At 43.7% G+C, this 20,268-nt stretch carries 18 protein-coding genes; 12 read left to right on the top strand and 6 right to left on the bottom strand.

Annotation, left to right across the window (positions count from 1 at the left end):
- Nucleotides 1-186: 186 nt before the first annotated feature.
- The 10 genes from BKL51_RS06185 to BKL51_RS06140 all read left to right on the top strand — a co-directional run bounded on the left by BKL51_RS06185 (nt 187) and on the right by BKL51_RS06140 (nt 11,996).
- The gene (locus BKL51_RS06185) at nt 187-3,480 is read left to right on the top strand and encodes a tape measure protein (RefSeq protein WP_077465859.1); all 3,294 of its coding nucleotides are present in this window, start codon (nt 187-189) and stop codon (nt 3,478-3,480) included.
- Nucleotides 3,481-3,489: 9 nt separating this feature from the next.
- Nucleotides 3,490-4,485 carry a hypothetical protein gene (locus BKL51_RS06180; protein WP_077465858.1) on the top strand — a complete coding sequence of 332 codons (996 nt, stop codon included), beginning with the start codon at nt 3,490-3,492 and terminating at the stop codon, nt 4,483-4,485.
- Nucleotides 4,486-5,451, top strand: a complete 966-nt coding sequence (locus tag BKL51_RS06175; protein WP_077465857.1) for a hypothetical protein — start codon at nt 4,486-4,488, stop codon at nt 5,449-5,451. It begins immediately after the preceding gene.
- 5 nt (nt 5,452-5,456) lie between these two features.
- Nucleotides 5,457-7,154, top strand: a complete 1,698-nt coding sequence (locus tag BKL51_RS06170; RefSeq protein WP_077465856.1) for a phage tail protein — start codon at nt 5,457-5,459, stop codon at nt 7,152-7,154.
- Between the two features lie 37 nt (nt 7,155-7,191).
- Nucleotides 7,192-7,998, top strand: coding sequence for a phage BR0599 family protein (locus BKL51_RS06165; protein ID WP_077465855.1), 807 nt, complete (start codon nt 7,192-7,194; stop codon nt 7,996-7,998).
- Nucleotides 7,999-8,009: 11 nt separating this feature from the next.
- Nucleotides 8,010-8,258, top strand: coding sequence for a hypothetical protein (locus BKL51_RS06160; RefSeq protein ID WP_077465854.1), 249 nt, complete (start codon nt 8,010-8,012; stop codon nt 8,256-8,258).
- A gap of 3 nt (nt 8,259-8,261) precedes the next feature.
- Nucleotides 8,262-8,465 carry a hypothetical protein gene (locus tag BKL51_RS06155; protein ID WP_077465853.1) on the top strand — a complete coding sequence of 68 codons (204 nt, stop codon included), beginning with the start codon at nt 8,262-8,264 and terminating at the stop codon, nt 8,463-8,465.
- Nucleotides 8,465-10,492, top strand: coding sequence for a phage tail protein (locus BKL51_RS06150; RefSeq protein WP_369801910.1), 2,028 nt, complete (start codon nt 8,465-8,467; stop codon nt 10,490-10,492). Before BKL51_RS06155 ends, BKL51_RS06150 begins: the two co-directional genes overlap by 1 nt.
- Nucleotides 10,493-10,841: 349 nt before the next feature.
- Nucleotides 10,842-11,105, top strand: a complete 264-nt coding sequence (locus BKL51_RS12070; protein ID WP_233127089.1) for a Com family DNA-binding transcriptional regulator — start codon at nt 10,842-10,844, stop codon at nt 11,103-11,105.
- A gap of 45 nt (nt 11,106-11,150) precedes the next feature.
- Nucleotides 11,151-11,996, top strand: a complete 846-nt coding sequence (locus BKL51_RS06140; protein WP_077465852.1) for a hypothetical protein — start codon at nt 11,151-11,153, stop codon at nt 11,994-11,996.
- Nucleotides 11,997-12,034: 38 nt separating this feature from the next.
- Here the strand turns inward: BKL51_RS06140 and BKL51_RS06135 are convergent, their stop codons facing one another.
- Nucleotides 12,035-12,304 (bottom strand): hypothetical protein, encoded by a 270-nt coding sequence (locus tag BKL51_RS06135; protein ID WP_077465851.1) that lies wholly within the window; start codon nt 12,302-12,304, stop codon nt 12,035-12,037.
- Between the two features lie 232 nt (nt 12,305-12,536).
- On the opposite strand from BKL51_RS06135, the gene BKL51_RS06130 reads away from it, so the two are divergent.
- The gene (locus BKL51_RS06130; protein ID WP_077465850.1) at nt 12,537-12,872 is read left to right on the top strand and encodes a hypothetical protein; all 336 of its coding nucleotides are present in this window, start codon (nt 12,537-12,539) and stop codon (nt 12,870-12,872) included.
- A 201-nt stretch (nt 12,873-13,073) separates the two neighbouring features.
- On the opposite strand, the gene deoD is transcribed toward BKL51_RS06130, so the two are convergent.
- Together deoD and BKL51_RS06120 are read right to left on the bottom strand one after the other, a co-directional pair.
- Nucleotides 13,074-13,793 (bottom strand): purine-nucleoside phosphorylase, encoded by a 720-nt coding sequence (gene deoD / locus BKL51_RS06125; protein WP_077465849.1) that lies wholly within the window; start codon nt 13,791-13,793, stop codon nt 13,074-13,076.
- Between the two features lie 84 nt (nt 13,794-13,877).
- Entirely contained in the window at nt 13,878-15,125 is a 1,248-nt protein-coding gene (locus tag BKL51_RS06120) for a NupC/NupG family nucleoside CNT transporter (protein ID WP_077465848.1), read from the bottom strand.
- Between the two features lie 325 nt (nt 15,126-15,450).
- Here BKL51_RS06120 and phoA point away from each other — a divergent pair, with 325 nt between their 5' ends.
- Nucleotides 15,451-16,854, top strand: coding sequence for an alkaline phosphatase (phoA, locus tag BKL51_RS06115; protein WP_077465847.1), 1,404 nt, complete (start codon nt 15,451-15,453; stop codon nt 16,852-16,854).
- A gap of 82 nt (nt 16,855-16,936) precedes the next feature.
- On the opposite strand, the gene pdxH is transcribed toward phoA, so the two are convergent.
- The 3 genes from pdxH to BKL51_RS06100 all read right to left on the bottom strand — a co-directional run bounded on the left by pdxH (nt 16,937) and on the right by BKL51_RS06100 (nt 20,235).
- A complete protein-coding gene (gene pdxH / locus BKL51_RS06110) occupies nt 16,937-17,569 on the bottom strand; it encodes a pyridoxamine 5'-phosphate oxidase (protein ID WP_077465846.1) in 633 nt (210 codons plus the stop codon).
- A 76-nt stretch (nt 17,570-17,645) separates the two neighbouring features.
- The gene (locus tag BKL51_RS06105) at nt 17,646-18,413 is read right to left on the bottom strand and encodes a HugZ family heme oxygenase (RefSeq protein ID WP_077465845.1); all 768 of its coding nucleotides are present in this window, start codon (nt 18,411-18,413) and stop codon (nt 17,646-17,648) included.
- Between the two features lie 181 nt (nt 18,414-18,594).
- Complete coding sequence (locus BKL51_RS06100; protein WP_077465844.1) at nt 18,595-20,235, bottom strand: ABC transporter substrate-binding protein; 1,641 nt, start codon at nt 20,233-20,235, stop codon at nt 18,595-18,597.
- Nucleotides 20,236-20,268 lie beyond the last annotated feature (33 nt).

Here is a 20,268-nt window from a genome sequence, read left to right as displayed (position 1 = left end):
TAGCGAACTGGGACATTATACCGCCCGACAGCTTATTCTTTTTTACGAAAAATCCTTGTTGCGTGCCCGCCGTGAACGTGCCGCCCGTGCGACCGATTGTGCGGTCGGTTTTAGTGGCGGGAGCGACTTAACAAATTATATCAAGGATCTGACCGACTAGCAGTACGGTCTTTTTGAGGTGAATTTATGGCAGAGACTTTAACGCTTGCGATGCGCATTAAAGCCGACGTGGATTCGGCATTGCGTAATTTAAAACAAATTAAAGCCGAGCTTTCCGGCACCGGTGCGGCAAGTGACCGTTTGGGGGTGCAAGGTAAAGCCGGTGCGCAAGGGTTAAATACGCTTGATAAGGCGACGGTGTTGCTTAATAAAAACCTCAAACAAACAAAATCCGACATTACCCACGTTACCCAACAACTCAACAGCTTTAAATCCCAATTACTGGGCTTTGCCGCCATTACCGGGGTGTCATTAGGCGTTAAAAGTATCTTATTAGATGCCGATGCCATGAACAGCTATCAGGCACGCATCCGTTTAGTTTCCCGTTCTAATAATGAGGCAAAAGGCACATTTCGTGAACTCATGGATATTTCAAATGAGACGGGAAATGCCTTCGCCTCCACTGCCGAACTTTATACCCGCGTATTTCGCGCGTTAGGTAATAAAGCCAACAGCGCGGAACTTTTACAATTTACGCGTACGTTACAACAAATGGTCGTGGTATCCGGTGCCCTCCCGCAAGAAGCGCAAGCCGCGATTATCCAATTATCGCAAGGGTTAGCCTCCGGTACATTGCGTGGTGAGGAATTTAACTCGGTTGCCGAACAAATGCCGATTTTTTTAGAAGTGTTGCAAAAATCCCTCGGTAAAACCCGTGGTGAGTTACGCAAAATGGCAGAAGCGGGAGAACTTACGCCGCAACTTATCTTAGGGGCAACCAAAGAAGCGGCAGCGGAAATCCAAAAGCAATACGAATCCATGCCACTGACTATCGGGCGGGCGGCAAATCAATTAAAAAACAGTTGGAGCGATTGGATTAATCAAACCAATAATGCCGTTTCAGTCACCGGTGCCGTTGCCGGGGCGCTTTCCGGATTGGCATCAAATCTGAATGCGCTCGGCAATATTGGGCTGGTTGTTGCGGTGGCAATGGCATCCCGTTTCACGGCAGGTATGGTACAAAGTGCCGCCGCAATGGTGCGCAATTCTGCCGTCACCGCCGTTGCCAATAACACGCTTGTCGCCCGCGCAGCAATTGAAGTTAAAGCCGCACAGTCGGCGGTCGCAATGGCAGCCTCGACAGAGAAAGCGACACTGGCAACAGAACGCCTTGCATTGGCAAACCGTCATCTTGCGTTAGCTATGCGAACGGCGACATTTAGCGGCTTGGGTCAAAGTTTGCTGGCACTTGCCGGCGGTCCGATTGGGCTGGCGATTACGGCGATTTTCGGACTTTATGCTGCGTATGAATACATCAAGGGCAAAGAAGCAGAACTTGATACGGCATATCAACAAACGGCAAATAGTATCCAATCCAACATCGAAAAAACCGAAGCACTTATTGAAGCGCGGACTAAACTCGGTGAAATCGGTGGGTTTAGCGAACGTATCAGTCAGGTTGATATTAATAATAAAGCGATTGAAGAGGCTAAATCACAGCTTGATGCATTGATTCAACGTCGCAATGAATTACTGAATACTAACCGCACAAGTGTCATGGGCGGACTCATTAATGCCGACGAAATCAATGACATCAATACAAAAATTAAGGTGTTACAAGCGACCATCAATGACTTGTCCGATGCTACCGGTATGCTGGCGGATTTAAACCAACAGCAACTTACCGCCGCATTTAACGAGGCGATTGCCGCCGGTGGCGAGTTGGCGCAGAAGTTAAAAGACATCGGCGACCCGAGTGCCCCGGAAGCCATTAAACTCATCACCGACGAAATCAAAAAAGTGGAAGCGCAAATGAATACGTCGGTGGGTGAGCTTGATAAGTTTGAGAAGAAAATCCGCAACGAACTTGTCGGTACGACAATGAGTGCGACCCAACAACTTGAAGCGATGCGTGATGAGTTTCGCGCATTGGGCGCACGTGCCGGTAAAACGGCTGCCGAATTAGATCCGATTATTGAGCGCTTTAACATGGTGATTGGCTTGCAAAAACAACTTGAGCAAGCCAAACAGCAAAAAGAAACCGGGAATTATCTTGATAGCCTACAAAACCAACTCACCGGCAAAACTAAAGGGACGGCGGCACGGATTAAAGAGCAAAGCCGACAAAAAGGATTGACCGGTGATGATCTCGCTAAAGCCGATGCACTCGCTGAACAAATTGAAGCGGCAGAAAAAGCCAAAAAACATGCCCGCTCATCAAAAAAAGCAACATACGATCCGACCGATAAAAACCTGGCGTTGAACGTGCAGTATTTGCGCTTAACCGGGCAAGAAGTGAAAGCCAATTTAACGGATATTGAAGGGCGTTATAACAAGCTCTTAGCCGAGTTCCAAAAACACTCAAATGTTGATGGAATTAATCTTATTAAAAAAATCCTGCCGTTGGAGCAAGCTAAAGTCCAAATCAACGGCGTACAAGCAGAGCTTAACAAAATTTATCAAAATCAAAGCGCCCAAGAGCAAAAAATTCAAGCACAAGTGCAAGTCGGTATTCTTACTCATCTTGAGGGGCAACAGCAGCTTAAACAAGTCTATGCCAACACCGTTGCGGAAATTGAAAAGCAAATTCCGTTACTTGAGAAACTCGCCCAAATGCCGGGTGCGCAAGGCGAGCAAGCCCGCACCATGCTCGACAATATGAAAATGAAGATTGAAGAGTTAAAAAGCGCCGGCAATGAGATGGAAAAAGCCTTTAAAGACGGCTTAACACAGGGGATTCAATCCGCTCTGATGGGGCTGGCAAAAGGGACGATGTCGTTGCGTGATGCGGTAAAAAATCTCGCTTTAACGGTAGTAAATGCGATGGCGCAAATCGCCGCCCAACAACTGGCGATGCAAACCAGTAGTGCGGTCGGCGGTTGGTTAGGATTTGCGGGTAGTGCTGCCGGGGCGGTGAGTGCGGCAACCGGTGGTTATATACGTGGTGCCGGCACAAGCACATCGGATTCTATTCCCGCACGACTTTCCAACGGCGAATATGTCGTCCGGGCGGCAGCCGTATCACGCTACGGTGTCGATTTTTTACATGCCATTAATCGTGGGCAACTGCGTCAATACGCAAGCGGTGGTGTGGTATCAAGCCCGAGTATGCCGACCTATCGCGAGCCGGGGTTAAGTGATTCGCTACGCGAGGGGCATAGAGATTCGCAAGTCGTAGCATCTCCTGTCAATATTCAACAAACCCTCGCGGTGGATAGCGCAGAACTCTTTACTGCCGGACTTAATTCGGTAGATGGCGGGCGTGCGGTGATGACATTTCTCGTCGCAAACAAAGAGACACTTAAACAAGCATTAAATTAGAGGTTAAAAATGGCTTATAAGACAGGCACAGCACAAAATGAGCGTGATTTGCTTGATATTTTAAACAAATTTCTGACAACCGATCCGACGTTAGTCGCTAACGGGCAAAACTGGACGGTATTGTTTGACCGCACAATCCCCGCCACGACAACACAAAAAGAAATTCGCCAAATCGCGTGGAAATCAACCGGCACGGGCATTGAGCAGGATATTTATATTTGTGCTTCAACGGATAACTTGGTCGTTGATGATACGTACAACTTAAATTTTTGGGGCGGTACGTTTTATAACAAAGAATTGGTCAAAAATAACAATATCAGCACCGGCATGCTTAACTGTTCGCCGGGTGTGGCACTGTTTGCCGACAACCGTCCGATTGAATATCACATCGTTGCAAGCGGGCGTTGTTGCAAGATTGTTACGCGTATCTCGCAAGTGTGCTCAAGTGCATATTTAGGCTTTATTTTACCCACCGTACCGCCGACCGAATACCCTTATCCGCTTTGTATTGCCGGCAGTGCCCCTTTAATTAGTGATATTAAAAGTGCGGTACGGATTCGTTATTCACAGGCTGATCAGTTTAATTCGTCGATTGTCAATCCACTTTACGGCAATTGTTGGTTAATTACACCGGACCAATCGTGGCGTGATTTTTACGGTGAGAATAATAAAAACCTTACCGGAGATTCCGGGGGGCAATATTTGTTTCCAATGGGGAATTACAACATCTACAACCGATATAAACAACCGCAAATTTTAAGTGCGCTGGGTGCCTCGCCGGGCGGTAGTTTTCCACTTATCCCGGTCGAGTTTTTTAGCAATGGAAAATCCAGTCAGGGTGGTAATCGGTGGGGTGCGATGGAGGGGATTTACTGGATACCCGGTATCCAACGTGCGGCGGGTGATAAAGTGACCTTTGACACCACAAGAACCGGCATTGTTTTTAATGGCGGCTTTAGAGTGAATACGAAAGATTATTTTGTCATGGAAACATCGGAGGCATAAATGGCATATCAAACAGGTACGGCAAAAACACTCAATGAGCTACTGATTAAATTAGGGGAATTCGCCACGCAACAAGGTTGGATAATTGATAAAACCGAAAATAATGCACTTTATTTACATGGTAAAGAGGGCTTTTGGACACTTTATTTAAGTTCAAATAATAAAAATTTGTTGATCTGTGCAAACACCGGATTTGACAAAAATAAAAAACCGTATGAGCAACCGGGGGCGTCAAGACTCAATGCTTATCGCGAAATCAACACGACCACGACACAAATTAATAACGGTGATTATGTCTCATACGATTTTTTCGGTACGGCTAAGTACCTGCATGTTGTCGTGCAAATTGAAACGGAAAAATTTCGCCACTTCGGTTTTGGTACACTTGATAAAGAAGGCGATTATATTGGTGGTCAGTATGCTTACGGCACATTTATTACAGACAGTTATGGACATTATCAAAATGTTGATCACACTTACGGGTTTTCAAATGGGGCAACCGGCAATCAAGCGGTGGTTAGAGCCGACGGTATTAGCGGTGATAAACGCTCACCGTGGTATTTTGCCCCGGCAAGCGTTAATGATTTTTCCAACTTAGGTAAAGCCGAGTGCGGACGGTATGTATTATCTCTGGGTCGGGCATCGATGTTTGAGGATAACTATACTTATCACCCGGATAGATTGTTAATCCTGTTTAGTCAATCCAAGTTTGGTCAGGCGTTAATACCGTGTCCGCATAGTTTGATTGCTCATGGCATAGATGGGGTGTTTCGACGGCTTGGTACCTTGCCGGACCGCTATGAATGCACGATGACCGGTATTCAGCCGCGTCAAATTTTAGAGATTAATGGCGAGCGTTGGATGATTATCCCGAGTGCACAGTATGACGCTCGAAATGAAAGCCGAATTGAAGAAGGTAAAAATAATTCCGGAACCCAAGGCGTAGCTTATCGCATCATTGAGTAGATTTTATGGCTGATATTACCGCATTTAAAGTAAAAACAGGGGCAACGGCACAACTTAAAGATACGGGGTATCTTGACCGCTTGTTTACACACCGCGGGGCAAATCAACGCCTATTACGCCCGCCTGCCCGTTTGCAAACCGGCAAACTTACGCCGGGCTTACAGCCGGATTTAACACAGCCAACCCAAGCCCATATCGTGGCGAACTATTACGCGGATTTATATAAGCGCATTATTGTTATTCCGCACACGGTCAATTTGGGGGCAATTTCAACCGAGCAAGTGTTTAATGTTCAGGTCTGGAACGCCAACAGAAGTGCGGTAAAACTGCTCTCGGTCTCTGTTACCGGTGGTGAAGGCATTGAGCTTATCGGGATAAAAAGCGGCACGTTTAACGCGCTTTCGCTTAAAAAATGGCAAGTCAATGTCGGTATGAACGGTTCTGCGGTGATTGATTGCGTTGTGACATTTAATTTTTTGGGTAAGCCCCCCGTAACATTGCACATTATCGGTTCGCGTTCGACCGATTGGCAATTTTTCCCGGACTGGTCTGACGGTCTAACCGAAAACCTTGAGTTTTTAACCCGCGTGCATCAATCGGTAACCGGTGCCGAGCAACGTATTGCCCGCCGTTTATCACCGCGCAGAACCTTTGAGTTTAAAGTCGCATTTAGCAATATTGAACGCCAACGCTTTGAAAATGCGCTCTATGCGTATGGTTCACGGGTTTGGTCTATGCCGATATTTACCGACTGTGCTTATTTATTAGATGATATCAAACAAGGGCAGAGCGAGATAAATATCAAGACGGCGGGCTATGATTTTTCAGTGGGCGGTCGTGCTATTTTGATGACCGAAAAAAGAAAAGAGATGGTCGAAATCAGCGCCCTGAAGGCAAATAAAATTACGATAAAACGCCCGATTGTCGGTAGTTTTGACCGCACACAAACCCAAGTTTATCCGCTTCGCTCGGCGGTATTGACGGACATGCCACAAGTCCGTCGGCTAAGTGATAACGTCTCTACGGCACAAATCCGCCTGCAGCTCCATGAGCATAATTCGTGGTCTGATGATGTCGGTTATTTGCCGCGTTATCGCCATCACCCGGTGTTAGAGCCGACCTCGGCGTGGTCGGAAGATATCACGGTACAATATGCACGGCTTATTCAAACGCTTGATAACGAGACGGGCTTGCCGCATTACCTGGACACTGCCAATAAAGCGATGCAAATTACGGCACACCGTTTTATTGCAACGGGGCGGGAAGAACAACGCAAACTGCGTAATCTGTTTTATTTTCTACGGGGTCGCCAACGGGTAATTTGGGTGGCAACATCAAGCACGGATGTCACACCGACAAGCGATATTCTCGGCAAAACCTTAGATATTGTCTCTATCAATTACACCGGCGCACTGCAAAAGCAAACCGGACGACAGGATATACGCATTGAGTGCACCGGCGGGCGCATTTTTTACCGACGAATACGTTCGTCAAATGTTGTCGATAGTCAAACCGAGCGGTTGGCACTTGATGGAGATGCCATCAACATCAAGCAAAATGAGATTTTAAAAATTTCGTTTCTCACCCTCTCTCGACTTGAGAGTGACACCGTCAGCTGGGTGCATCATACCGATGCCGACGGGACGGCAACGGTGACGGTGAGTTTTCGCGGGTTGCGTGATGAGCTTGAAACATCGCTTTAAAGTAGGTTTAAACGGTATTTAAACAGGATTTAAAAAGATGAGTTATTTAGATAAAACCCATTCTATTGCTGATGGGCAGCCGGTGAATCTTTATCAGTTTGTGCGCGGCGATAATGAGAAAATCTGGCGCTTTTGTGATGCCGACAAAGACTTAGAAATTAATGGTGAAAAATGGCTTGCCACCGCAATTGGCGACGAAGGACGACGCACAGGCGAGAATGTAACGGTCACGTTACCAAGTAATAATCCCGTTGCCCGACTCTATCGCGGCATTGCGCCAAGTCAAACGGTCACACTCACTATCATGCGCCTTAATTGGATGGACACCGAAATTCGGGTAGTGTGGATTGGTACTATTATTGAAGCCAAACGCCCGGATATTGCCAAAACCCAACTTATTTCGGCAGGTTTATCGGCAACAATGGAAAGCGCCGGCTTGCGGCTGACCTGGGGGCGCAACTGCCCTTATACGTTATACGACGGGGACTGTAAAGTGAAACCTGGCAATTTTGTGGTTGCGGGATTGATAATTAGTGCGATGGATGGCGCATCAATTACGGTGAATCTTCCCGATAATCTGCCGCAAGGTTGGTTTAATGCGGGGTTTATTGAATGGCAAGATGACGGCGTGCGCGAGGTGCGGGCGGTGACAATACATGAGCACAATAAATTGACATTAATGGGTGGAACACAAAAGCTCTCGGTCGGCACCGTTATTAAAGTTTATCCCGGTTGTGACGGGCGAGCGGAAACGTGTCTTAAAAAATTCGGAAATATGCTTAATTTCGGCGGCATACCACATATGCCGACTAAATCGCCGTATGACGGCTCAAGAGTATTTTAAGGAGGTAAAGGATGTGGGCAGCAGTCGGTTGGGCTATTGTTAAAGCGGTAGCGTGGATTGCGGTAAGTTATTTAGTCAATCAAGCACTGGCAAAGAAATCAAACACAAATAACCCGGATGCCGTCAATGCGAAGGATTGGAATTTTCCACAAATTGACGAAGGTACACCGCAATGCGTGTTTTTTGGAGATTGCTGGACGGAAGATTGGCAGGTGCTTGCGTATGGTAATTACCGCACTTCGGAAATTAAAAAAGGATAAACAATGGCTAAACTCATTATTACTATGCAGGACATGCGACGGGTCGATTTTTGCGCTTCCGGTGTCGAAGCCTTTTTCAAACGTGAAGGACTAGATTTTGAGGATTTTTTACAAAATGGGATTGATGCTGACACTTTTTTGGCGACCGGCAGCGTGTTTGCGCGTAAATGTGTGAATGCGGCAATCGCGGCGAAGGAGACTAAATAATGGGTGGCAAACGCAAAGGCAGTTCGGTTACGGTCGGTTACCGCTACTACTGGGATATTCATTCGGGGCTTGGACGTGGTCCGGTAGATGAAATTGTTGAGCTACGCGTTGATGATAAGACCGCTTATGTCGGCAAACCGGGCGAGCTGACCCATTCACAGGCGATTTATATTGATAAACCTAATTTATTCGGCGGTGAAGATACGGGGGGCGAAGGCGGCATACAAGGACGAATGGAAATCTTAATGGGTGAGCCGGACCAAAAACCGACACAAATGCTCATCAATTTGCTAAAAGGGGTGTTAAATCCCGCTTTACAAAATCATTCAAATTCGCTTAGTCGCAAACGCAATAAGAAAAAAGGCAAAAATAGCCAAGACAATTTTTTTACCCCTGACACTATTCAGCCGGGTCAGTCCGGTGCCGATGAGATGATTCCGGGCTTTCGCGGTATTGTGACGACAGTCTTTTCCGGACTTATCAGCTGCTATAACGCCTATCCGAAAAAGCACAGTTATCGCCTACGTCGCAGCCATAAAGGCTGGCAGGATCGTGCCGTGTGGTATCCCGAAAAAGCCAAAATTCTGCTACGTAATGACAACCTCAAAATAAAAGGGTTGACATCGGAGCAGGAAGAAAACGTGCGCCAAATTCATGCGATGAATCCCGCGCATATCTTGGTTGAGTGTGCGACAAATAAAAGCTGGGGCGGTAAAAAAGCCCTTTCCGAGCTGGATTTAGCAAGCTACCAAAAAGCGGCGGATACGTTATATGACGAAGGATTCGGGATGTGTATCCGTTATAACCGACAAACCTCAATTAAAGAATTTATTCAACAAGTAGTCGATCATATCGGTGCAGCGCAATATGACAATGTAGAAACCGGTAAGCAAGCCTTAAAACTTATCCGCCATGATTACAAGCCCGAAGATTTGCCGTTATTTACTTATGATAACGGTATTTTACGGGTACAGGACGACGACAGCGGCGCGACAGATAAACAAGCTAATCAGGTTGTCGTTAAATATCGCGATCCGGTAACAAACCGCGAAGATCAGGTTATTGCGAATAATATTGCGGCAATTCAAATGCATGGCGTGATTAGTAAAACCGTCGAATATAAAGGCGTACCCACATTTGACTTGGCGGCAAGATTGGCACAGCGCGATTTAGAGCTTGTCGCCAGCGGACTTACCCGCTTAAAAGTGGTGTTTGATATGCGAGGCAGTGAGTTTAAGCCCGGTGATGTCTTTCGGGTGAATCTGCCTGACCGTGATATTGAGGATGTCGTATTCCGGGTGGGGAAACTTGAAAATGGTAATGAGGGTGAAATTATTGTGACCTGCTTACAAGATGTGTTCGGTTTACCGCAAGCCAACTACTCGACACAAAAAGGCGAATCCCTTTACATTCCGCCGGATTATACCGCCAAGCCTATTGAGCAGGCGCGCTTATTTGAAGTGCCGTATCATGTGTTACCGTTAGTGTTAAGTGATGCCGAGCTTGCTTTTGTCAAGCCGACGGATTGTTTTGTGTGGAGTTTAGGGGCGCAACCGACCTCGCTTTCTATCGGGTATGATATGTTGGTTGATGTGGGCGCCGGATACAGTCAAACCGCGACAGGGTCGTTTACACCATTTGTTAGACTGGCAGAAGATGCGACACCATATCAGACCAATCTGAAATTTAAACTTGAGGGTGATTATACCGCCCTTGAGAATGCCGAGGCGGTGATGATTGATGATGAAATCATCAAAATTGAATCGGTGGATTTTAAAGCCGGCACATTGACCGTCGGGCGTGGTTGTGCCGATACCATTCCACAAGCACATAAAGCGAACTCCGTAATGTGGTGCTATCTGCTTGCCGCCGGCACGGATGAAACGAAATACACCGCTGGCGAAAAAATCAACGCTAAATTGCTGACCCGTACCGCACAGCAAACGCTAAGTGAGGATAACGCCGTCGCATTAGCAATTACAACGCAACAGCGACAAGCCCGCCCTTATCCGCCGGGCAAGGTGTAAGTAAATGGTGTTTATACGAATAAAATTGCCAATAAATCGGCATTTACGCTGACGTGGGCACATCGTGACCGGGATATTCAAGCAGACAAACTGATTGCTCATACCGAGGATAGTACAGCATTGGGCGAAGGCGTCAGTTACCGGATAGATTTAATTCATAACAACCGTGTTGTGCGGTCAGTAACGACAACCGAAACAACATTTAAGTATCCGGATATCGCTCACAATGAGGGGAAAACCGAGGTATTTGACAAGGTTACGCTATCTAGCATCAAAGGGGGCTTATTAAGCCTACAAAGTTATCAATTTTTAATTAATCCATAAGGAGCATAATAAGCGAGAGAATTAAATGATTAAAGACGGCGACATTACTTGTGCGGACACACAAATAATGCCAGCTACGCAGAAACACCCTGCATATAGCCATCTGCCGCCTGCCTCGCGAGGCGAGCGGATTTTAACAAAACCATTAAAAATGGGAAATGCTGATATGCAAAAACTGAAAGAAATCCGGTGCAAGTGCTGTAAAAAACTACTGGCACGCGCAGAAAACATACAACATTTAGAAATTAAATGTGTTCGTTGTAAAACTTTAAATCAATTTAACAAGTAAGAGTATCGGAGCACCCGGAGTGCCGGAATGCCATAGGAGAAAACTATGGCAAATCGAACAATTTTTAAACAAGCCCCTCTACCTTTCGTCGGTCAAAAACGACAATTTTTAAAACATTTTGAGCAAGTCTTAAATGATAATATCCCCGGTAACGGAGATGGTTGGATAATTATTGATGCGTTTGGCGGGTCAGGCTTGCTAAGTCATACAGCAAAACAACTAAAACCTGAAGCACGGGTCATTTATAATGATTTTGACGGCTATGCTGAAAGACTAGCGCATATTGACGACATCAATGCCTTACGTACTCAACTTTATGCAGCCGTCGATAACGCTACGCAAAAAAATAAACGAATGACGAAGGAATGTAAGGCAGAATGCGTCAGAATCATTCAAGAATTTGATGGCTATAAAGACTTAAACAGCTTGGCGAGCTGGTTGCTATTTAGCGGTAATCAAGTCAGCACGCTTGATGAGTTATTTAGTAAAGACTTTTGGCACTGCATTCGGCAAAGTGATTATCCAAAGGCTAACGGCTATTTAGAGGGCGTAGAGGTAATACAAGAATCATTTCACACGCTACTTCCAAGGCACTCAGATAATCCGAAAGCGTTGTTTGTGTTAGATCCACCGTATTTATGTACGAAACAAGAAAGTTATAAACAAGCGACATATTTTGATTTGATTGATTTTCTTAGATTGATACATTTAACGAGACCGCCGTATCTTTTCTTTAGTAGTACCAAGTCTGAATTTATTCGGTTTATTGACGCAATGATTGAAGATAAATGGGATAATTGGCAGGTGTTTGAAGGCTATCAACGCATTACATTGCAGACAAATGCAAATTACAACGGTCGATACGAAGATAATTTAGTCTATAAGTTTTAGAGAGAAGAAAGGCTTAGTTGTTCGCTAAGCCTTATTCATTATTCTTCTTCATCTAATTCGGATAATAGGCAATAAAACGGTGGGGCAAAAGGGGCAAGTGTCGAGATAAATTTTACCACGCTGTCTTTACGACCATCTTCAACAAATCGAATATCTAAAAAAGCTATATCATAAATAAAGGTTTGTCCACGTCCGTTAGGTAGTGAATATTGTGAACCGTCCGCGATAAAATCAATCTGTTCTTTTACGGCAATCAGAGCTAATTCTTGCATCATTTCTTGTTCTGTTCTCATTTTAAATGTGGTCATTTTGTTGTTTCCTGTTTTGCTTAATATGTGTACAGGATTGCTCTGTTTGATAGGCATAGCAAGTCTTGATTGAGAAATAACAACTGACTGCGGTTAATTTAAACTGGGGAGGGATGGATGTCTGGAATGAGTTTATATTTTGAAAACCTTTTACAAAATATGAAAAAATTATTTTTCTGATTTATCGCACTTTTTATGGATGATTTATCGCGCGTGGCATTAGGTTGAGGTTTTGGATTTACCGACAATCTGTTTTAATTCCCTTACCCAACAAACAGAAGAAGTGCCGAGCAGACGAACAATCAAGGAAAATGTAGATTGCATTTACACGGGAAATTTTCATCAAAATCGGATTAGCGATCGTCAGTTTAATCGCTGTATTATCCTTGAGCATCATAATGCGAGCGAATTAGTGCTATGGAATCCGTGGCATAAAGCCACGAGTGCAATGCAGGAGGCGGATTATCAAAAAATGATTTGTTTGGAAACCGCTCGAATCAGCAAGCCTTTAAATTTTGGTGAAACCGTTGGGGTAGATATTTTTACAGATAAATATTTATCTCGTTAATCCCATATCAAAAATACAACCAAAATTGTAGGATTATGTAGCATTTCACAAGTGCTAAATTACTGCTCATATATAGGGAAACCATATACTGGCATTCAATAACATATTGTGGAATATTTATTTTTGTACGTGTATTACATTCTATTGATAGGATTAAAAAGAGCGGCTAAATTGACCGCTCTTTTACTTTTTAGTCGAGAACTAGGCGTTTTTATCGTCAATTAAAATACTTTCTAACGCAATTTCAATCATTTCGTTGAAGGTTAATTGGCGCTCTTCCGCACTGGCTTGTTCGTGGGTGCGGATATGGTCGGAAACCGTACAGATGGTTAATGCGCGGGCGCCATATTCAGCCGCTACACCGTAGATGCCTGCCGCTTCCATTTCCACACCCAAAATGCCGTATTTTTCCATCACATCAAACATTTCAACATCCGGTGTGTAGAATAAGTCTGCAGAGAATAAGTTACCCACTCTCACTGCAATGCCTTTTTCTTTTGCCGCTGAGACGGCCGCACTGGTTAAGCCGAAATCGGCAATGGCGGCAAAATCGTTGTCTTTAAAACGAATACGATTGACTTTAGAATCGGTACAGGCACCTAATCCGATCACCACATCGCGCAATTTCACATCCATTCTCACCGCACCGCAAGAACCCACACGGATGATTTTTTTCACGCCGTATTCGGTAATTAATTCTTTGGCATAGATTGAACAGGATGGAATGCCCATTCCGTGTCCCATCACTGAAATCTTACGACCTTTATAGGTGCCGGTAAAACCCAGCATATTGCGCACGTTAGTTACTTCTTTTACATCTTCTAAAAATGTTTCAGCAATATATTTTGCACGAAGCGGATCGCCCGGCATTAATACGGCATCGGCGAATGCACCTTCCGGTGCGTTGATATGTGGAGTCATTATATTTACCTCTTTTTGATAATGATAAAAAGAAACGCACCACGCTAATTGTGGTGCAAAACATATTAGAAATCTGACCGCACTTTATAGCACTGCGCCACTTAATCCGATAAAAAGCCCTGCAATGGTTGCACTCATTAAGTTTGCAAGTGTACCTGCAACGATAGCTTTTAAGCCTAGACGGGCGATATCACTACGACGATTCGGTGCTATTCCGCCCAAACCGCCGATTAAAATAGCAATAGAGCTGAAGTTTGCAAAGCCACAGAGAGCGAAAGTAATAATAGCTTTGGTTTTTTCAGTTAATACAACAGGCGTATCCGGCTGTAAATATTTTGTGAATTCAAGGTAGCCGACGAATTCATTCACGGCTAATTTCATCCCGATCATTTGTCCGGCAATGCTTGATTCTTCCCAAGACACACCGATTAAGTAGGCAAGCGGTTTAAAAATCCAACCGAAGATAGTTTGTAAAGTTAAATCGCCATGACCAAACCAGCCGCCGACACCGCCTAAAATACCGTTAATAAGTGCGATTAATGCCACAAACGCAATCAACATTGCTCCTACGTTTAAGGCTAATTGCATACCGGCACTTGCACCGCTAGCCATAGCTTCCAGCACATTGGACGGTTTTTCACTATCGTCGGCTCCCGGTTGGGAATCGATGAACTGTTGGGTTTGCGGATAAAGAATTTTTGCAAATAATAACCCTGCCGGGGCCGCCATAAAGGACGCTGCGATCAAATAATTAAGCGGTACGCCCATACCTGCGTAGCCTGCCATTACCGAACCGGCGATGGAAGCCAATCCTCCCACCATAATGGCAAATAATTCGGATTCCGTCATTTGGCTGATATAAGGTTTCACCACCAATGGCGCTTCTGTTTGTCCGACAAAAATATTGGCGGCGGCAGACATTGATTCTGCTTTTGATGTACCTAATACTTTTTGTAATGCTCCGCCAATGATTCTAATCACCACTTGCATAATGCCTAAGTAATAAAGCACGGAAATTAAACCGGAGAAGAAAACGATAATCGGCAATACTTTTACCGCAAAAATAAAGCCTGCGTTACTTGTATCTGCCAATCCGCCAAAGACGAAGTTAATCCCTTCATTACCGTAAGCAATAACATTCGCCACTGCATCGGCGGTTGCTCCCAATGCTTTTTGACCTGCCGGCACATATAAAATAAGGGCGGCAAATCCAATTTGGATTAGAAACGCCCCTACTACGGTTCGCCAATTAATCGCCCGACGATTATTTGAGAATAACAACGCGATGGCAATTAATACCACCATACCAAGAATGCTCATTAAAACGTCCATACACACCTCAAAATCATCAAAGATAAAAACTTGCGCTATTCTACTGTTTTTTTGCCAAATCGTGTGAATTTTTTCCCGAAAAAATAATGTAATTATCTAATAAATTATCAATCTGTGATCGATACCGCATTTTTGCCTTGAAGCTTTATTGATATGTATTCGGGATAAGCCAAAATTCTTTATAAAAAATGACCGCACTTTCCTACTCTATTGTGTACAAAATTAACCGATTTTTGAAATATTACGGATTCCGATTTTATGTCATCAAAGTGTCATAATGCTTTTTTAGAATGCCTTCGTTCAATTCATACAATAGGAGAAAAAAATGAAATTGAAATCAATAGGAAAACAAGCATTATTGGGTTTATCCTTGAATGCTTTCATGTTATCAGTGAATGCGGTTGAACCGACTACCGCTAATAATGACATTTCCCAACTAGGCGGAGCCAAGCGTTTAGTAGAAAGTAAAAAATCGGTATTAAGCGAGTTGTTGGGAAAAAATAAGGTTAAAAATGTTATTTTATTAATTGGCGACGGAATGGGCGATTCTGAAATTACTATCGCTCGAAATTATGCGGAAGGTGCGGCTGGTGCGTTTAAAGGAATTGATGCTTTGCCTTTTTCCGGTCATATTACCACTTATGCTCTTGATAAAGATACAAAACTTGTCGAACAGGTGACGGATTCTGCGGCTTCGGCAACAGCTTGGACATCAGGTATTAAAACCTACAACGGTGCGATAGGTGTAGATGTTTATGGAAAGCCTGTAATAAATTTGGCGGAAATTGCTAAAAAATTAGGGAAAGGTACGGGGAATGTCACCACCGCTGAAATTCAAGATGCAACTCCTGCCTCACTTTTAGCTCATATTAGCCACCGAAAATGTTATGGTCCGACTGCGACAGCAGAACGCTGTCCGGAAAGTGCTTTAGAAAACGGTGGTTTAGGTTCTATTACAGAGCAATTTTTATCTAATCCTCCGGATGTTGTTTTTGGCGGCGGACGTAAAACCTTTGATGAAAAGCCTAATGCAGGAGAATTTAAAGACCGTACATTATGGCAGCAAGCGGTTGACAAAGGGTTTAGTTTAGTGGATAACCTTGAGGGATTAAGTAAACTGGATAAAAACAATAAGTTTCCTATTCTAGGTTTGTTTTCCGCCGGAAATATGCCCGTTCGTTGGTTAGGCGGACAAGCTACGTTTGAGGGAAATCATGCTAATCCGATAGAGTGTAAAGCGAATCCGGAACGTAATGCAACAATTCCAAATTTAGCTCAAATGACAGAAAAAGCTATTGAGTTGTTACAAGAAAATCCGAATGGCTTTTTCTTACAAGTTGAAGGCGCGTCTATTGATAAGCAAAATCATAAAGCGAACCCTTGCGGACAAATTGGCGAAACCGTTGATTTGGATGAAGCGGTACAATCAGCCTTGGAATTCGCCCGCAAAGACGGCCAAACTTTAGTGATTGTTACAGCAGATCACGCTCACACCAGCCAATTAGTACCGAATAAGGCGAAACCGACAGGTTTAACCCAAACGCTTAAAGCAAAAGATAATTCAATTATGACGATTAGTTATGGTACGGGAAAAGAGGCTGGTGATCAACAGCACACTGGAAGCCAACTTCGTATTGCCGCATACGGTCCGAAAGCTTATGAATTTTCAGGATTGCTGGATCAAACGGATATTTTCTTTATCATTAAGCAGGCATTACAAGGTAAATAATTTATTAATTACCGCTTAAAGTTGTAACCAAAGGGGAGCATAGGGATCTGCCCCCTCATTTTTTATGGGCGTTAATCGTTATTTAAGGTGAAAGGCGTTCACGGATCCAAATATTATTTTCGAGACGATATTGAATACGATCGTGTAAACGACTTGGACGACCCTGCCAGAATTCTACGCAATTCGGCATAACTAAGTAGCCGCCCCAATGTTTAGGACGCGGTACGTTAATAGGGTATTTGGCGGCAATAAGTGCAGCTTTTGCCAATAAAGATTTATAGCCGGAAATGACCGCACTTTGTTTGCTTGCCCAAGCACCGATTCGGCTTGTATAAGGTCGGCTGGCAAAATATTCATCGGATTGTTTATCTGAAATTTTAACGGCTTTACCTTCAATACGGACTTGGCGTTCCAGCTCGGGCCAAAAGAAAGTCAAGGCAACATAAGGATTATGCTCAACTGCTCGTCCTTTTTTACTATGATAGTTAGTGAAAAAGACAAAACCCTGTTGATTGACTTCTTTGAGCAATACGATACGACTACTTGGTTTGTTGTTTTCATCCACCGTTGCAACATTCATCGCTGTTGGTTCATTGACTTGGCTCGTGATGGCTTCGTTCATCCATAATTCAAATTGTGAAATCGGATTTTCGTTACAATCATGTTGGGATAGCACTCGTTTACGGTACTCTGCTCGAATATTATGCAAATCCATTTTTGTCTCCTTTTGCAAGAAAAAGCCCCAGTGAAAATACTGGGGCTAGGATAAATCTTGCAAAAACATTCGTCAATTAAGATTGATTAGAGGTCGCTTTTTCGTGTGGGTTGCCTTTAACACCAATGTGTGAAATTTCCCCGTTTGGAGTGATTGAATAGGCTTGACCAAAACCACGTACAAAACGCCCGGAACCAAAAGTTAATTCAATAAGATCAAAATCCGTAAAGTTCCTAATAGTTTTAATACCGCCAATGTCATTCATGGTTTCAGCTAATTTATCAAGGGCTTTTTCTACGATAGGATCTTCTCTTGGTATGAATCTGGCTGTGGCTTTGTAACGAAGGCGGGTACGTACAATAATTGATTTGGCTTGGCCTTCATCTTCTAAAAACATGACTTCAACTTGATTTGGATTTCGTTTCAGATTGTCGTAATGTTCCGCAATGGCACTGATATAAATATAGTTTTTACCATCAAGAGAAATGATGGGGGCGTAAGAGGCAATCGGTGCGCCTTCAGCATCAAGTGTTGAAAGTATACAGCTTTTCACACTTTGACGAAATTCATCAATTTTTGCCTTGATTCGACCATAGTTTTCTACAGGTTTATTTTCTACGCAGAGCGTAATGATGGCTTGTTTGATTGAATTTTCATCTGTAGGTTGAGGGAATTCTATGCGTAGTTTTTTGCCATTATTGTATTCAAAATCCAAGCCGCCGAAATCAACATTAATCAGTTTGATTTCAGTGATGTCCTTTTCTCCGGCAAATTTTTTACAAAGGGCGAGCATATCATCTTGATGATGATCATTCATGTGAGTGATAATTCGACCGAAATCCATTTGAGCTCCTATTTTTTGTAAGTGATTTTTTTAATCATTTCACGATGTGATAAATAAAAGAAATAGCGAATTTATTATACGGAAGAAAAAAAGATTTCATAGTCAATTTGCAAAATATAATTATTCTTATTTGAAGGCCCTTGTGGGGACATAAGGGCCGGATAAAAATGAGCGTCAGCAGTTATTTACCGTCTACGCTCACACCATAGAAGGCATCATAACCGAACGGGCTTTGAACATAGCCTTTCACACGCGGGCTTAATGGAGCAAACCCAACAGAGTGCGCCACAGGGATCCAGGGGGCTTGTTCGTGAACGATAACCTGAGCTTGTTTATAAAGTGCCGCACGCTCTTCTTTATTGGTTAAGCCGAGAGCTTTGTCCAATAAGGTATCAAATTCAGGGTTTTTGAAACGGGCATAATTTGAGTTTCCGGCATTAGCACCGGCTAATAATGGCGATAAGAAATTATCCGGATCACCGTTATCGCCTGACCAACCGAAAATACCGACAGTTAATTCTCCGGCTTTTGCTCGTTTTTGATAGTCAGCCCATTCATAGGTAACAGGATTGGCTTTTACTCCCACTTTTGCCCAATCCGCCATAATCAGTTCAGCCATACGTTTGGGGTTCGGGTTAGAAGCACGAACCACCGGTTGAATCCAAAAATCCGTTTCAAAGCCATTCGGATAGCCCGCTTCAGCTAAGAGTTGTTTTGCTTTTTCCGGATCGTACGGATAATCTTGAACCTCATCGTTATAGCCCCAAATGGTTGGTGGTAACGGATTCTTGGCCTGTGTACCGGCACCTTGATATACCGCAGCAATAATAGCTTTTTTATCCACAGCGTAATTCAATGCCTGGCGAACTTTTACGTTATCGAACGGGGCTTTTTCCGTATTGAATGCGATATATGCTACGTTCAACCCTTTTTGTTCTAAGAGTTGTACTTTCGGATCGGTTTTCATTTTTGTTAAATCAGCCACATTCGGGAATAAAATTAGATCACAAGTTCCGGCTTGCAGTTTTGCATAACGGGTAGTGGCATCCGGCACGATACTGATGACTAAGCGATCGAGAGGCGTACGTCCTTTCCAATAATTTTCATTTGCCACATATTGTGCCGCCTGATCAATTTTATAATCGACAAATACAAACGGACCGGTTCCCACAGGACGATTATCAATAGTTTCTGGCTTACCGGCTTTCATCATTGCATTCGCATATTCGGCGGAATAAATAGAAATAAAGTCCATACCCAGGCTTGCTAGGAAGGTCGCATCTTTTTTGTTTAACTTGATACGAACGGTATTGTCATCCAATTTTTCCACAGATTTTAATAAACTAGGAAATTTCATTGCCTTGAAGTATGGGTAGGTTCCTTTTGAGACATTGTGGTAAGGATGATTTTGATCTAACTGACGTTGGAATGAAAAGATGACATCATCTGCATTAAAATCACGGCTTGGTGTAAATTCTTTGGTAGTGTGGAATTTCACACCTTTGCGTAAATGGAAAGTATAGGTTAAACCGTCATCGCTGATATCCCAGCTTTCTGCCAAAGCAGGCTCAATATCGGTCGAGCCTTTTTTGAATTCCACTAAGCGATTATACACTTGTTGTGAACTTGCATTATACGATGTTCCTTCCATCACCAATGCCGGACTAAATCCTAATGGTGGTTTTGCCGTACAATAAACGAAGGTATTATTTGATGTGTTTGGGGTTGCAGTTTGCGTATTTTTATTTGCGGAATCAGATTGATCACAAGCTGCTAAAAGTAGTGAAGCAGCCACAAATGTTAGGCCTGTTTTTAATTTCATAGTTGTATCCTCATTTTAAATTAGAGCGGCAGA

This window comes from Rodentibacter sp. Ppn85 (assembly GCF_001999335.1).
Classification (GTDB): Bacteria; Pseudomonadota; Gammaproteobacteria; order Enterobacterales; family Pasteurellaceae; genus Rodentibacter.
Note: the sequence above shows the minus strand (reverse complement) of the source record. Positions and strands in the feature narration are given on the sequence as shown.